Origin of the sequence: Caldicellulosiruptor bescii DSM 6725, assembly GCF_000022325.1 — a bacterium.
GTDB classification, from domain to species: domain Bacteria; phylum Bacillota; class Thermoanaerobacteria; order Caldicellulosiruptorales; family Caldicellulosiruptoraceae; genus Caldicellulosiruptor; species Caldicellulosiruptor bescii.
Genome location: NC_012034.1, coordinates 703910 through 719634, shown reverse-complemented (window position 1 = coordinate 719634; position 15725 = coordinate 703910). Strand labels below are relative to the sequence as shown.

Sequence of the window (15725 nt, the reverse complement as noted above, 5' to 3'; positions counted from 1 at the left end):
ATTATTTATTATTGTGGCTTTCATACATCTTCTTGCGCTTTAAAACCCAGCCTTCTTTTATAGTCTGCCTTTCACGGGCAATCGCAAGAGCATCTGCAGGAACATCATCTGTGATTGTAGAACCTGCCGCAATGTAGGCGTTCTTCCCAATTTTAACAGGTGCTACAAGATTCGAGTTGCAGCCAATAAACGCATTGTCTTCAACCACTGTTCTGTGCTTTTTATACCCATCGTAGTTTACAAATATGGTCCCGCAGCCCAAATTCACATTTTCGCCTATGTCAGCATCTCCAATGTATGTAAGATGAGCTGACTTTGTGTTTCTGCCCACCTTTGAGTTTTTCACCTCAACAAAGTTGCCAATCTTGACTCCTTCTTCCAAGATGCTGTTTGGACGCAAGTGAGCATAAGGTCCAACCTTTACATTGTCTTTTATCTCAGAATCCTCAATCACCGAAAACCACACATGACACTTATTACCTATTTTTGAATTCACAATGTATGAGTTCGGTCCAATTACGCACTCTTCTCCTATTGTAGTGTTGCCAAGTATGAATGTGCCGGGATATATCACTGTGTCTTTACCTATCTGCACATCTGGATGAATGTAGACAGAATACATATCTATCATTTGAACACCTTCTGCAAGGTGCTTTTTATTTATTCTTATTTTCAGCTCCTGCTCAGCCAAAAAAAGCTCATACCTTGAGTTAATGCCCATGACCTCAAAATTATCATCACATAGGACTTTTACTACCTTCTTACCTTCTCTATTCAGTATCTCTATGCTGTCTGTAAGATAATACTCTTGCTGGCTGTTGTTATTGTCTATCTTTGTTAAAACACTTGCAAGTGCATTTATTTCAAAGCAATAAAAACCTGGATTTATTTCTTTTATTCTCCTCTGCTCGTCTGTTGCATCCTTCTCCTCGACAATCTTTAAAACATTACCATTCTCATCAGAAATTATTCTCCCATAACCATACGGATTTTCGAAGATGGCAGTCAAAAGACAGAGCGATGCGTTCTCCTTCTTTCTTTTTTCAGAAATTCTTTTTAGTGTATCTGCTTTAATAAAAGGTGCATCTGCGTAAAGAACAAATACATCTTCCGCCTGCTTTGAGAGCTTGTCCATTGCACACATCACCGCGTGGGCAGTCCCAAGCTGCTTTTCTTGATGAGCAAATTTTATATTTCTGCCATCTAAAACCTTGCAGACATCCTCTTTTTTGTTGCCGACAACAACTACTATCTCGCTATTTTCAAAGTTTTTCTCAATCTCGTCAATCAGATAAAGTATCATTGGTTTTCCCATTATTTTTTGAACAACCTTAGAATACTTTGACTTCATTCTTTTGCCTTCACCAGCAGCAAGTACAATAAACGTTTGTCTTTTCATTTCAAATCACCTTCACTATTTTTCTTCAAACTTTATCACCTCTATCCCTGCTTCTTTAAATATCTGCTGGCTCATTTCATCTGGATACGAACCTTTATATATAACCTTCTTTATCCCTGCATTTACTATCATCTTTGCACATATTACACAAGGATATGTTGTTGTGTAAATTACACTTCCATCTATCACAACACCCATTTTTGCTGCCTGGATTATAGCGTTTTGTTCTGCATGAAGTCCTCTGCAAAGCTCATGTCTCTGCCCTGAAGGAACATTTAACTTTTCTCTTAAGCACCCAACCTCGTCACAGTGAGGAAGACCTGTGGGTGCTCCATTGTAGCCTGTTGCAAGAATCCTTTTGTCTTTTACAATCAAAGCTCCAACCTTCCTTCTGAGGCAAGTGGAGCGCTCTTTTACTATATCCACAATCTGCATAAAGTATTCGTCCCATGTAGGTCTCATCTTAAAATTCCTCCATCCACCTTCTCTGAATCTTTCCCAAACTTTCACCGTTACTTTGTACCAAACAGTCTGTCACCGGCATCACCAAGCCCGGGAACAATATAGCCGTGGTCATTTAGTTTTTCATCAACTGCTGCGCAGTAAATCTCAACGTCAGGATGGTCTTGAGTTAACCTTTCAATGCCTTCTGGTGCTGCAATGAGGCACATGAGTTTTAAACTCTGAGGATTGTATCTTTTTATATAGTCAAACGCGGCAGACGCAGACCCCCCTGTTGCAAGCATCGGGTCAAGCACAATTATGTCTCTTTCGTGGACATCCTGTGGAAGTTTGCAGTAATACTCAACAGGCTTTAAAGTCTCAGGGTCTCTGTAAAGACCAATATGCCCCACCTTTGCAGCAGGAATTAACTTTAAAAGTCCATCCACCATGCCAAGCCCGGCGCGCAGAATGGGCACAATTGCAAGTTTTCTTCCAGAGATTACTTTGCACTTTGCAACTCCAACAGGTGTTTCAATTTCAACCTCTTTTAAAGGTAGATTTCTTGTAACCTCATACGCCATGAGCATTGCTATCTCTTCAACAAGCTCTCTGAACTCTTTAACCCCTGTGTTTTTGTCACGAATTAAGGTCAGCTTGTGCTGAATCAAAGGGTGGTCAAATACGTATACATTTTTCTTGTACTCTACCATACTCTTTACTCCTTTCTAATAAATTTGTGATAATTTTACTATTTCTGGTCATTCTCTATAAGATGTATCTTATCAATCCTTCTCTGATGCCTTCCACCTTCAAAGTTTGATGCCAAAAATGCATCTACAATCTCACATGCAAGCCCTTCACCGATAACCCTTGCACCCATCGCAAGGATGTTTGCATTGTTATGAGCTCGTGCAGCTTTAGCAGAAAATGTGTCATGACAAAGCGCAGCTCTAATTCCCCTTACTTTGTTTGCAGCAATAGAGATTCCAATTCCTGTCCCACAGATGAGTATACCAAATGTAAACTCTTCGTTTTTTACTGCCAGCGCCACATCCTTTGCAATGTCCGGGTAGTCGCAAGACTCTTGAGAGTACGTCCCAAAGTCCTTGAACTCAATCCCTTTTTTCTCAAGATGTTTCTTCACCGCCTCTTTCAAAGAAAATCCTGCATGGTCAGAACCTATTGCAATCTTCACTTTTAAATTCTCCCCTTTCAAAAAATTCTTTATAGTAATGAACAAAGTGATGGACTGTACCTGTTTGCAATTTCAAGAGAAAGATGATAACTTTCAAATACACCATGCTGCTCTAAAATTGAACTTACTGTCAAAAGCGCAACATCCGGGTGATTATTCTCTTCGCTAAGATGTCCTAAATAAATCCTTCTTGTACGAGCAAGATTTAGTCTTAAAATCATCTGAGCTGCCTGTTCATTTGAAAGATGACCTTTATCGCTTTTTATCCTCTGTTTAAGATAATATGGGTAAGGTCCGAACATCAGCATCTCAACGTCGTGGTTTGATTCAAGTAAGATAATATCTGAAAAATCTATCATTCTGGCAACGCTGTCATTTACATGTCCAACATCTGTGCAAATTGAAACTTTTTTGTCTTTGAAATAAAAACAAAACCCCATCGGATCAGATGCATCGTGAGGTATTGAAAATGTATCAATTCCAATACTTCCTACCGAAAAGCTTGTACCTGTATCAATTAATTTGACATAGCTTTCGTCAACTTTGCCAAGAGAGTTTTTTATACTTTCCCATGTTTTGTAATTTGTTATAATGGGAACATTGAGCTTTCTAAAGTAAACGCCCGCACATTTAACATGGTCGTAGTGGTCATGTGAAAGTAAAATTGCATTAATTTTCTTATTAAATCCAATTTTTTCGAGCGCCTCTGCAAGTTTTTTAAAGCTTACACCAGCATCAACTATTATTGATGTATCTTTGTACGAAATCAAAATGCTATTTCCACTGCTTCCACTGTACAGCGGACAAAAAAGCATTTCATCCGACATTATTATCTTTCCCCTTTTATCTTATGTTCTTGAAACTTTTGCACCCAGTTTTGAAAGCTTAAAATCTATATTTTCATAACCTCTATCCACATTTTTGGCATTGTAAATTACAGTTTTCCCTTTTGCTGCAAGCCCTGCAACAATTAATGCAGCACCTGCCCGAAGGTCCACAGCAACAACCTCAGCACCTTGAAGGCTCTCAACACCTTCAACAACGGCCACTCTCCCCTCAACCTTAATGTTTGCTCCCATCTTTTTGAGCTCATCCACATACTGGTATCTATTTTCCCACACACCTTCTGTAACAATGCTTGTACCATTACAAAGACTCAATAGCACTGTCATCTGAGGTTGAAGGTCTGTGGGGAAACCTGGGTACGGCATTGTCTTTATGCTCGAACCTCTAAGTCTTTGCCGGCAAATAACTTCGATGCTGTCTTCATAAGTTATAACCTCTGCCCCCATCTCAATAAGCTTTGCTGTCAGCGACTCTAAATGCTTAGGAATCACATTTTTTACAATTACATGTCCCTTTGTTGCACATGCAGCTATCATATATGTCCCTGCTTCTATCTGGTCAGGAATAATTGCATACTTTGTTGGATAAAGCTTATCCACTCCTTCAATCCTTATAATGTCAGTACCTGCGCCCTTGATTTTTGCACCCATACTGTTCAGAAAATTTGCAGTGTCAACAACATGCGGTTCTTTTGCGGCATTTTCTATTATTGTGATGCCTTTTGCCTTGACAGCAGCAAGCATAAGATTGATTGTTGCACCAACAGACACAACGTCCAAATATATCTTTGTTCCAACAAGCCTGTCTGCATATGCTTTTATCATACCATTTTCTATTCTAACATCAGCACCAAGCGCTGTAAAACCTTTTATGTGCTGGTCAATTGGTCTTGAACCAAAATTACACCCGCCTGGCATGGCAACCTCCGCCCTGCCAAACCGGGTAAGAAGTGCTCCAATGAGGTAATATGAAGCTCTTATCTTCTTGACACTTTCATATGGTGCTACACAGCTATGCAGATTCCTCGCATCTATTTTAAGAGAATGATTGTCATACTCTATCTTTGCTCCAAGCCTTAGCAAAATGTCATCCATTGCAAACACATCTTCAATTAAAGGAAGGTTATCTATAACACTTTCCCCGTCAGCCATTAAAGCTGCGGGAATTACAGCAACTGCAGCATTTTTTGCGCCATTTATTATAACCTCACCATATAAAGGATTGCCACCTTCTATCACAAGTTTTTCATAAGCTTCTTTCAACTCTTGCACCCTCTCTTTTCAAAAAGCTTTTATTTATCTTCCCATTCTTTTATATTATATTCTTTCTTGTGAAATCTGAAAAGAAGAATATTCTTTTCATCAAGCCAATTGAAAATATCAGCGGAAATGAAAAAGTAGTGTGATTTTCTAAAAAATGATATAATAAGAATAAGCCAAGAAATTATAGCCGAAGGGGAAACAAAAGATGAAAATCGGAGTTGTTCAAATGAAGATCTCAAATAGTATCGAAAATAATCTTCTCAAAATTGCAAATTTTTTAGAACAAGCAAAGGTCGAAGAGATAGACTTAATCTGCTTTCCTGAAATGGCGCTGACTGGCTATAATATTGAGCTTTTAAAATCAATTAATTTGAATGATATTATTTTGCCTGCTCTTGATAAAATCTCTCAACTTGCAAGCAAATACTCAGTTTGTTGCATAATTGGACATCCATTTTACGAACGTAAAGAGTTAAAAAATTGTGCATCGATAATATTTCCTGATGGCAGATGCGAAAAATATTACAAGCTTCACCCAACTGAGATTGAAAAGAAAATATTTTCTAACGGAAAAAATCCACTTGTTTTTAAATACAAACACAAGCGTTTTGGCATAGCCATCTGCAGAGACCAGAATTTTTATAATATATTCAAAGAATACAAAGATAGGGGATGCGTCGGTGTATTTATTTTAGCTGCACACTATTACAGTCCGAAAGAAGCACGCTGGAAAATAGACAAAAATAGAAGTATCCCTATTACAAGAGCCGTTGAAAACGGATATTATGTCTTTTTGGCAAACGCAACAGGTGCTCATCTTAACATGATAAGTCTTGGTCATAGCCTGATTGTAGATAGAAGCGGATGTATTATATGTGAGGCTGATGAGGCAGGGGAATATCTTTTGTCTGCAGAAATCTAAGTCCTATATCTCAACCAAAATAACATCTTCACCAATCTTTTTTATTCTTTCCCATGGAATTACATAATCTTTTTCTTTTGAGAAGATGTTGCCCACAGAAAATGGTGCCGGGACAACTATTGCATCTATTTTTCCAGTTTTAACATTAACCTCTAAATCACAAACCTTACCAAGCTTTTTTCCATCAGAGATGTTTATTACATCCTTTTCTCTCAAATCTGATGACTTATACATTTTCTTTTATCACTTTTCAAGCACTGTTGTCTTTTATTATTATATGCAAAAGTTTTCTTCATGTGAAAATTTCATTTTAGCAAAAAGCCGCAGGTACATTCTATATTTGCCTGCGGCTCTATTAGCATAAGTAATTAAATTCAAATCTCGGTTATGATTGGAATTATCATTGGATTTCTTCGTGTTTTTTCAAACAAGAAATTTCTCAGATTATCTTTTAAAATTACCTTTATTGCATTGGGCTCAGTAATATCGTTCTTATTACAAAAGTAAAGAACGTCCTTTATTACTCTTTTTGCCTCTTCAATCAGGGGCTCAGATTCTCTAATATATATAAAACCTCTTGTGATTATATCAGGACCTGAGATGACATCTCTTGTTGCCGAATCAATTGTGAGCACAACAATGAAAAGCCCGTCCTGGGCAAGATGACGTCTGTCGCGCAAAACAACATTTCCTACATCTCCAACTCCAAGTCCGTCAACAAGAACATTGCCTGCCTGCACCATTCCAACAACCTTTGCACCGTCTTTTGTAATCTCCAAAACCTTCCCATTTTCTAATACAAATACGTTTTTTTCTCCAAGCTCCATTGCGAGCTTTGCATGATGTATCAAGTGTTTGAATTCTCCATGCACAGGAATACTGTATTTTGGTCTTGTAAGATTGTGTATAAGCTTTATCTCTTCCTGGCAGGCATGACCTGACACATGAATGTCATCAATATCTTCATATATAACCTGCGCTCCCTGTTTAAACAAATCATTTATTACTCTATTTACAAACTTCTCATTTCCAGGAATTGGCGCTGCTGAGATTATAACAACATCTCCAGGAATAATTCCTACCTTTTTGTGCTCGGCAGATGCCATTCGTGAAAGTGCAGACATAGGCTCGCCTTGACTCCCTGTGGTGATAAGAACAATCTTGTTCAAAGGATAGTTGTCAAGCTCATCAACATCAATCAGCATTCCATCTGGCATCTTCAGATATCCAAGTTCAAGTGCTTTGTTCACAACATTTACCATACTTCTTCCCAAGACGCAAATCTTTCTTCCCTGCTTTTCAGCTGAGTTTATGACCTGCTGCACTCTGTGAATATGGGACGAAAATGTTGCAACAATTACTCTTCCTTGAGCCTGAGAGAATATTCTGTCAAATGTAGCGCCAACAGTCTTTTCAGACAATGTAAAACCGGGCCTCTCTGCGTTGGTAGAATCGCACAAAAGTGCAAGAACACCTTGTTTGCCAAGTTCCGCAAACCTTATTAAGTCAATTGACTCACCCTCAATGGGCGTAAAATCTACCTTGAAATCGCCTGTATGGACTATAGGACCAAGCGGTGTGTGTATAGCAACAGCAACAGAGTCAGCAATCGAATGTGTTGTCCTGATAAATTCAATGCGCATATTGTTAAAGCTAATTACATCTCCTGCCCTAACAGTAAACAACTTAACAGTGTTCAAATCAATACCAAATTCTAAAAGCTTTATCTCAACAAGCCCAAGAGTAAGTCTTGTACCATATATCGGAACGTTTAAATCGCGTAGGACATATGGTATTGCTCCAATGTGGTCTTCATGACCGTGTGTTAAAATCAAAGCCTTTACCTTTTCTTTATTCTTTAAAAGATATGATATGTCAGGTATTACAAGATCAACGCCAAGCATCTCATCTTCTGGAAATGCAAGACCACAGTCAATAACAACTATTTCGTCATTTACTTCTATCACTGTCATATTCTTACCAATTTCATTTAATCCACCAAGAGGTATAATTCTAATTTTGTGTTCTTGTTTCTTCTTCATAAAAAATTCCTCCAAAAAAAAATCAAATGTAAAAAAGGTAAAAAGGCATTTTAAAAAAGCCCTTACGAAAATGGCTTTCGCAAGAGCTTTTTTGAAGAATTTAAAAATAAGTCATAAAATAAGCATTCTTTTATGCTCTTTTCGGCTTTGCCTGAAGTTTTTTCTTTCTTGTGGTGAGCTCCCAGTCAAACCACAGTGCTGTTGCTATAAATATAGAAGAATAAGTACCTGATATAACACCAATCAAAAGAGGAAACGCAAATTCTTTTATTGCCTGAACACCCATGATATAAAGAACGACAAGAACTATAATGACACTCATTGCTGTTGCAATTGATCTTCCTATTGTCTGGTTCATGCTAAGGTTCACAAGATCTTTGAGTTCCATCTTCCCTGCTATCCTTCTGTTTTCTCTTATCCTATCAAATACAACAATAGTGTCGTTTATAGAATAACCAAGGACAGTAAGGATTGCCGCTATAAAAGTAGAATTTAGTGGAATTTTAAAGAGAGTATATACAGTCAAAACAATCAACAGGTCATGAATCAGTGCTGCTACAGCAGTTGTACCAAACCGGAACTCAAATCTGATAGCAATATAAATGAGCATCAAAATTGATGCAATCACAACCGCCCATATTGCCTGAGATTTTAGCTCAGATGAAATAGTAGCTCCTACATTCTGATAAGAGATCAAGTCTTCTTTCTTAAGATTATACTTTTTAGCTATTTCACCAAAAAGCTTATCTCTTGTCTCCTTTGAAAGCTCTGTCTTCTTTTTGCCATGAACCTCATGTGCATTAATCATTATCTTTTTGCCATCCTCAACTTTTCTGACAATAGGTGTCTGGGTCCCTGTAATCTGCTTTGTCAACTTTTCAAGCTCGGATATCTCTTGAGCTGTCGGAACCTTATGAAGGTTTATCTCCAAAACTGTACCACCTGTAAAGTCTATGTCATAGTTAAGACCTTGTACAAAATACGAAATCAGCCCAATTACCATAACCAAAATTGAAACTATATAAAAGTATTTTCTTTTCCCCATGAAATCAATCTTGGTCATTTAAGCATCCACCTCCCTGGTTTTCTTACCGCCATACCACCTGATATCTTTGAAAAGTCCTGTATTTATAATTGAAGTAAGCAAAAATCTTGTAACAGTGATTGCTGTGAAGAACGATACCACAATACCAATTGTGAGCGTCCATGCAAAACCTTTAATAGGACCTGTTCCTAAGAACAAAAGAACAATTCCTGCTATTATCGTTGTCACGTTAGAGTCAATAACAGCATTAAGCGCTCTTTTAAAACCTGCATCCATAGCAGCTCTTAATGTCTTTCCACTTCTCAGCTCCTCTTTTAATCTTGCAAAGATCAAGATATTCGCATCAACTGCCATGCCGGCAGACAGAATTATACCTGCTATACCAGGGAGGGTCAAAGTTATCTTTGCATACCCCACAATTGCAACCAGAATAACTATATAAGCAACTAAAGCTATATCTGCAACAAGCCCTGGCAGTCTGTAGAAAATTATCATGAACAGGAACACAAGCAAGATTCCAATAATTCCAGCCTTTAAAGTTGATTTAAAAGCCTCATTTCCAAGTGAAGGTCCTATAGCCTTGCTCTCTATCACATTCAAAGCAAATGGCAGTGCACCAGCTTTTATCTGCTGAGCAAGTGTTTTAGCCTCTTCCAGATCTTTCATACCTTCAATCACAGCTTCACCATTGTCAATCTCTGCTCTAACAACAGGATTTGAAATGAGCTTGCCATCAAGATAAATTCCAATGTTCTGACCCAAATATTTTTTTGTCCCTTCTGCAAACTTTTTTGTTCCCTCTTTGTCAAACTTTAGTGCAACAACGTATCCTGATGTTGTCTGCTGTGCATATGCATCAACAACGTTTCTACCTGAAACAATCAAATCTCCAGAAGGTCCCTTGAACTCAATCAAAGCTGTTCTTCCTATATATTGTATAGCTTCATCAGGGTCTTTGACACCCGGAATTTCTACCCTTATTCTCTTTGACCCCTGAATTGTCGCCGTTGCATCATAAAAGTTTCTCATGTCAAGCCTTGTTCTGATAAGCTGCAACGCTGATTCCATTTCTCTTCTTGTTGGATTCTCTTTTGCTGCCTCATATACAATGTAAACGCCGCCTTTCAAATCAAGCCCATACCTTATAACTTTTTGGACTGACGGGATGCTTGCAGTTCCAATTTCCAGCCCAAAAAACACTATGTAAAATGCAAAGGCTATTACTAAGCATCCTATCAGAAACTTTGCTAAGCTTTTATTTTGCATAACCCTTTCTCCTTTCTTTTTAGAAGGTTAAGAAAAAACATGTAGAAAATTTAATATATACTCAGACAAATACTCATTCAGTAAAATTATAATCTTCTACTTGATAAAAAGTCAACAAACAAAATTTAATAATCTTTTATCTTTTTATACTCATTGCTAAGCTCTATATACTCCTTTGCAGAAATTGCAATCTTTTCAATCTCCTCTGGAGTGAGCTCTCTTATCACTTTAGCAGGTCTGCCAAACACAAGGGTATTTGGCGGGATAACCATGTTTTGAGTTATAAGACTTCCTGCTCCAATCAAGCTATTATCACCTATTTTGCTTCCGTTCATAATGATAGTCCCCATTCCAATTAAAACATTGTTGCCTATCTCACAACCATGAAGAACTACATTGTGACCAACTGTAACATTGTCGCCTATTATAACAGAGCAGCAGTGATCTGTGTGAATTGTCGTAAGGTCCTGTATATTTGTATTCTTTCCAATTATAATTCTATTCTCTTCACACCTTAAAACACAACCAAACCATACACTTGAATTTTCTCCAATTTCGACATCGCCTATGATAACCGCATTTTCTGCAACAAAAGCAGAAGGCGCAATTTTAGGTGTTTTGCCTTTATAAGAAATTATCATTTTAGCTTCTTATCCCCTTTTCCATAAGATAAAGCTTTATAGCTATTGCATTTTCCACCCTCTTTCTTTCAAGTTCGCATCCAACAACGTAAGATTTCTTCACATCACCGTTCATATTATAGTTTGCAGCAGCACATCCGCCACTGCAGTAAAACCTCGCCCAGCACTTTGAACATTCATCTTTTTCATACACTGTATTTTTCTTAAACTCCTCAACCAAATCAAGTCTTTTTATGCCTTCAAACACGCTTCCTAACTTGAAACTTGGTTTGTCAACAAACTGGTGGCACGGAAATATATTACCCTCAGGGTCAACTGCTACATACTCAAACCCGGCACCGCACCCTGAAAGTCTTTTTGAAACACATGGACCACCTGTAAGGTCTATATTGAAATGGAAGAAGCTAAAGCCTTCTCCTTTAAATTTCGCATTTATATACTCCTCAGCCAAGATATCATACTCTTCTTTTATCCTTTCGATGTGACTCTCACGTATCGCCCAGGGACTGCTTTTGTCCAGCACAACAGGTTCAACCGAAATTTCTTTTATCCCAAGGCTGTATAAGTGTAAAACGTCCTTTGAAAAATCCAAGTTCTTTGCTGTAAATGTTCCTCTCACATAATAAGTTTTCCCATTTCTTTTTTGGATAAACCTCAAAATGTTGTTTGTGATTTTGCTATAGGTGCCATTACCGTTTCTGTCAATCCTCATAAAGTCATTGACTTCAGGTCTTCCATCATGGCTGAGTACAACATTTTCCATGTTCTGGTTTAGATATTCAATTATATCGTCTGAAAGGTTTGTTGCATTTGTTGTCAGTGTAAAAGATATTTTCTTGTTATACTTCTTCTCTTCTTCTCTTGCATATTCAACAATCTTTTTTACCACATCGAAATTCAAAAGTGGCTCTCCACCAAAAAAATCAACCTCTAAGTTCTGTCTTGAACCAGAATTTTGAAGCAAAAAACCTATTGCCTTTTTGCCAACATCAAAGCTCATAAGTTTTCTTTCTTGTTTGAAACTACCACTTGATGCAAAACAGTACCTGCACCGAAGGTCACAGTCGTGAGCAACATGAAGGCACATTGCCTTTATAACCAGATTTCTTTTTTCAATCAAATTCATATCCTTATAAGTATCCTCAGAAAACAGAACTCCTTGTTCAATCAAGCTTTTTACTTCAAAAACTGCCTCAGCTATCTGCTGTTTATCAAACTCAAGTGCATCTTCTACTCCATCAAAACTTCCATTTTCTTTGTAATACTTTATTACCTCATAAGCAACACTATCAACTGTGAAAATTGAACCTGATGCCACATCCACTACAATTTTGAGTCCAAACTTCTCAAACGTATGAACCATCTTTTCCTATTTGTCTTCCTCCTGCTTTATCACATTTTAAATTAAAAAAGTTTTGCGCAGGGCTGCCCTCAAAAAAATTTTTTGACAGCCCACTCACAGAAGATTATTTTCTGTTTTTGCAAATTTGGTTTCCAACAGTACAAGATGTCTTGCAAGCTGACTGGCAGGATGCCTGGCACTCACCACAGCCGCCAGAAACAACTGTTTTTGAAAGAGCATTTTTTACAACAACCTTTATATGCTTCATAAAGCCTTAAACCCTCCTTTTAAAGTAAGAAGTTTTTAAACTTATTCTTCTTTCGTAAAAATATGCGTCATACGCATAAACAACATATAGTATTTTACCACAAACTATTTTACAATACAATTTTGTCAAAAGAAAAAGGGCAAGGTTTTTCCCTCGCCCTTTATTAGGCAGTATTTTTTATCCTCTGTTTTTCTTTATCTCCTCTAAAATTTCGGGAGCCTTGCCCGCACAGCCAAGAACATTTCTAAGCTTGTGTTTTACCATCTCTTTTATTGCATCTCTGCCATCTTTGAGATACTGCCTTGGGTCAAAATGGTCAGGATGCTCATAAAGGTGTTTTCTGATAGCTGCGGTCATTGCAAGTCTCAAATCAGTATCAATGTTAATCTTTCGCACACCAAGCTCTGCTGCTTTTCTGAGCATATCCTCTGGTACACCTTTTGCACCTGGAATATTTCCTCCATACTTGTTACACATCTCAACAAATTCAGGCAAGACTGTTGATGCACCATGAAGAACAATTGGAAAATCTTTTGGAAGCTTTTCAACAATCTTCTGAAGTCTTTCAAAATCAAGCCTTGGATCGCCTTTAAATTTGTACGCTCCATGGCTTGTTCCAATTGCAACAGCTAAAGAGTCAACACCCGTTCTTTCAACAAATTCTGCCGCCTGGTCAGGGTCAGTAAACGCCGCTTCATGCTCTGCAACCTTCACATTGTCCTCAATTCCGGCAAGCTTGCCAAGCTCTGCCTCCACCACAACCCCGCGTTCATGAGCATATTCAACAACCTTTTTTGTAAGAGCAATATTTTCCTCAAAAGGAAGCCTTGACCCATCAATCATAACAGAAGTAAATCCACCGTCAATACAAGCTTTGCAAATTTCAAAGTCCTCGCCATGGTCAAGATGAAGGGCTATCGGAAGATCTCCAGAATCTTCCAAAGCTGCTTCAACAAGCTTGATAAGATAGATGTGCTTTGCATACTTTCTTGCACCTGCTGAAACCTGCAAAATAAGCGGTGCCTGTTCCTCCTTTGCAGCCTCAACAATTCCCTGGATAATCTCCATGTTGTTGACGTTAAATGCACCTATTGCGTACTTGCCTTCGGCCGCTTTTTTAAACATTTCTCTTGTGGTAACTAACGGCATTTTAAATTACCTCCTCAAAGTTTTTGTTTTAAATATCAATATCCTTTCCATGAAGCTTTAGAAAGCTTATAAAGCTTTCTAAGCTTTTGTTGACAATAAGCTCAGGCGGAAATTCATATTCACACACAAGTTTTTGAGTAATTTCACATCTGCCAATGTCTGCTTTGTAGTGTGCATCTGAGCCCATAGCAATGTACACACCATATTTTTTGCACAGCTTTAAAATTTCTATGCAATTTTCTTTACTTTTTTCACGAACATAAAACGAAGAGTTGTTTATCTCAATTGCTTTTTTATATTCCTTTGCAGCAAGCACAACCTCTTCTTTGTCAATTTCATATAGCGGATTCCCCGGATGCCCTATACAGTGTATATACGGATTTTTGATAGCACCAATGAGTGCCCTGGTATGGTCAGAAACTGTCCCACTCGGGATACAAACATCATGCAGGCTTGCAATCACAAAATCAAGCCTTTTCAGGGCATCTTCCGGGATATCTATTCTGCCTTCGTAGTCAACAATATTTGCCTCGCACCCTCTAAATACCATTATACCATTTATTTTTCTCGGTACCACAATTAGATTGTAAAAATATAAACTGCTACACGACCCTGGCATCTCAGGGCCGTGGTCTGTAATACATATCCCTTTCAAACCTTTTTTCTGTGCCTCAAGTACCATCTCTTCCAAGTTATTGTAAGCATGACCGCTTGCAATGGTATGACAGTGCGTCTCAACTTCCAAAAACATCTTTCTCTCAGCTCTCATCAAAAATTTTTGTCAAATACATTAATCTTTAATCTCTGCAAGTTTGTTCTTCAAAATATCAATCTTTTTCACAGGAGTTGGGTCATTCTGATAAAGTGTTGCAAGATAAAGCGATACATAGTCGCCTAAGTAGATTAGAGAAAACATTCTTGCAAGTCTTGAATTTCCGATTGAGTATATATCATTTACACCAGACACAACACCCTTTATAAGGTCTTTTGTAATATCCATTCTGATTGCATTTCTCTTGTGGTCTTCTGTGTCATGGAGCATTACAATTTCAAAAAGTCCAAGAATATGTTTTGGCGACTCAGTTCCAACTATCTCGTTGTGGTTGAGTTCTGAAAACACATTGAAATATGCTGGTGATTTTGAATTTTCACAAATCTGACCCTTCCATCTCTCTGCAATGACCTCTGTGGTTCCACTAATGCCATATATGATTGGGAGCTTATTCCAAAGTTTTAGTGTAAGTCTCTTTGCAAGGTTTTTCTCTTCCGGCACCTCTGGTTTATATCTTTCTCTCAAGTCACTTAAAACCTTTACTGTCTCTTCTATCTGGTCATCAACAGGTTCAATCAAACCAAGTTTGACAAATAGCATCAAGAGTGGAATGAATGAGTATCCAAGTGCAGCTCTTGGCTGAAGCCCGCTTGGAATTGTGATTACATCAAATCCGTCTTTTTCGGCAAACTCTTTTAACTTTCCGCCTGTTGTGATTGCAATGATTTTTGCTCCTTTTGCCTTTGCATCCTGGTATGCAGAAAGTGTCTCTTCGGTGTTACCTGAGTAGCTGGACGCTATAACAAGAGTTTTAGAGTCAACATACGCAGGAAGTACATAGTCTCTGTTAACAATCACAGGAATTTTGCACTTATCAAGGACAAATACTCTCAAAAGGTTTCCACCTATTGCTGAACCGCCAAGACCTGTAATCACAACCTTATCTATATCTTCTGCTTTTACATTCACGCTAATATTTTTGCCTATTTCGTATGCTTTTTGAATTTGCTCAGGAAGATTATAAACTGACTCAAACATACCGCTTGGGTCATTCTGTGCAATTGTCTCTAAATTATCAAGCATTTTCCCAGACTCCTTTCTTTAAAATTTTCTATTTCATAATATAACAATT

17 protein-coding genes are annotated in these 15725 nt (G+C 37.9%); 1 reads left to right on the top strand and 16 read right to left on the bottom strand.

The window, feature by feature from the left end:
- Window position 1: 1 nt before the first annotated feature.
- Genes glmU through ATHE_RS03135 form a run of 6 tightly spaced genes read right to left on the bottom strand, consistent with a single transcriptional unit; the run spans window position 2 to window position 5146 of the window.
- Window positions 2-1399, bottom strand: coding sequence for a bifunctional UDP-N-acetylglucosamine diphosphorylase/glucosamine-1-phosphate N-acetyltransferase GlmU (gene glmU, locus ATHE_RS03160; protein ID WP_015907209.1), 1398 nt, complete (start codon window positions 1397-1399; stop codon window positions 2-4).
- 15 nt (window positions 1400-1414) lie between these two features.
- Entirely contained in the window at window positions 1415-1861 is a 447-nt protein-coding gene (locus ATHE_RS03155; protein ID WP_015907208.1) for a deoxycytidylate deaminase, read from the bottom strand.
- Window positions 1862-1911: 50 nt separating this feature from the next.
- A complete protein-coding gene (upp, locus tag ATHE_RS03150) occupies window positions 1912-2553 on the bottom strand; it encodes a uracil phosphoribosyltransferase (protein ID WP_013403882.1) in 642 nt (213 codons plus the stop codon).
- Window positions 2554-2591: 38 nt separating this feature from the next.
- Window positions 2592-3038 (bottom strand): ribose 5-phosphate isomerase B, encoded by a 447-nt coding sequence (gene rpiB / locus ATHE_RS03145; protein WP_015907207.1) that lies wholly within the window; start codon window positions 3036-3038, stop codon window positions 2592-2594.
- Window positions 3039-3067: 29 nt separating this feature from the next.
- Entirely contained in the window at window positions 3068-3865 is a 798-nt protein-coding gene (locus ATHE_RS03140) for an MBL fold metallo-hydrolase (RefSeq protein ID WP_015907206.1), read from the bottom strand.
- Between the two features lie 21 nt (window positions 3866-3886).
- Window positions 3887-5146, bottom strand: coding sequence for a UDP-N-acetylglucosamine 1-carboxyvinyltransferase (locus ATHE_RS03135; protein ID WP_015907205.1), 1260 nt, complete (start codon window positions 5144-5146; stop codon window positions 3887-3889).
- A 205-nt stretch (window positions 5147-5351) separates the two neighbouring features.
- Here ATHE_RS03135 and ATHE_RS03130 point away from each other — a divergent pair, with 205 nt between their 5' ends.
- A complete protein-coding gene (locus ATHE_RS03130; protein WP_041727071.1) occupies window positions 5352-6068 on the top strand; it encodes a carbon-nitrogen hydrolase family protein in 717 nt (238 codons plus the stop codon).
- A gap of 3 nt (window positions 6069-6071) precedes the next feature.
- Here the strand turns inward: ATHE_RS03130 and ATHE_RS03125 are convergent, their stop codons facing one another.
- The 10 genes from ATHE_RS03125 to ATHE_RS03085 all read right to left on the bottom strand — a co-directional run bounded on the left by ATHE_RS03125 (window position 6072) and on the right by ATHE_RS03085 (window position 15676).
- Window positions 6072-6302: a YlmC/YmxH family sporulation protein gene (locus ATHE_RS03125; RefSeq protein ID WP_015907203.1), complete on the bottom strand. Its 231-nt coding sequence runs from the start codon at window positions 6300-6302 to the stop codon at window positions 6072-6074.
- A 140-nt stretch (window positions 6303-6442) separates the two neighbouring features.
- The gene (locus ATHE_RS03120) at window positions 6443-8110 is read right to left on the bottom strand and encodes a ribonuclease J (RefSeq protein ID WP_015907202.1); all 1668 of its coding nucleotides are present in this window, start codon (window positions 8108-8110) and stop codon (window positions 6443-6445) included.
- Window positions 8111-8240: 130 nt separating this feature from the next.
- Window positions 8241-9173: a protein translocase subunit SecF gene (secF, locus tag ATHE_RS03115; protein WP_015907201.1), complete on the bottom strand. Its 933-nt coding sequence runs from the start codon at window positions 9171-9173 to the stop codon at window positions 8241-8243.
- A complete protein-coding gene (secD, locus tag ATHE_RS03110) occupies window positions 9174-10421 on the bottom strand; it encodes a protein translocase subunit SecD (protein WP_015907200.1) in 1248 nt (415 codons plus the stop codon).
- A 125-nt stretch (window positions 10422-10546) separates the two neighbouring features.
- On the bottom strand, window positions 10547-11062 hold the full coding sequence (locus ATHE_RS03105; RefSeq protein ID WP_015907199.1) for a gamma carbonic anhydrase family protein: 516 nt from the start codon (window positions 11060-11062) through the stop codon (window positions 10547-10549).
- 1 nt (window position 11063) lies between these two features.
- Window positions 11064-12425, bottom strand: a complete 1362-nt coding sequence (gene scfB, locus ATHE_RS03100) for a thioether cross-link-forming SCIFF peptide maturase (protein WP_015907198.1) — start codon at window positions 12423-12425, stop codon at window positions 11064-11066.
- A 103-nt stretch (window positions 12426-12528) separates the two neighbouring features.
- A complete protein-coding gene (gene scfA, locus ATHE_RS14235) occupies window positions 12529-12672 on the bottom strand; it encodes a six-cysteine ranthipeptide SCIFF (RefSeq protein ID WP_013289901.1) in 144 nt (47 codons plus the stop codon).
- Window positions 12673-12849: 177 nt separating this feature from the next.
- Window positions 12850-13821 carry a class II fructose-1,6-bisphosphate aldolase gene (gene fba, locus ATHE_RS03095; protein WP_013289899.1) on the bottom strand — a complete coding sequence of 324 codons (972 nt, stop codon included), beginning with the start codon at window positions 13819-13821 and terminating at the stop codon, window positions 12850-12852.
- A gap of 28 nt (window positions 13822-13849) precedes the next feature.
- Window positions 13850-14572, bottom strand: a complete 723-nt coding sequence (locus ATHE_RS03090) for a phosphatase (RefSeq protein ID WP_015907197.1) — start codon at window positions 14570-14572, stop codon at window positions 13850-13852.
- 39 nt (window positions 14573-14611) lie between these two features.
- Entirely contained in the window at window positions 14612-15676 is a 1065-nt protein-coding gene (locus tag ATHE_RS03085) for a bifunctional phosphoglucose/phosphomannose isomerase (protein WP_015907196.1), read from the bottom strand.
- Between the last annotated feature and the right edge of the window lie 49 nt (window positions 15677-15725).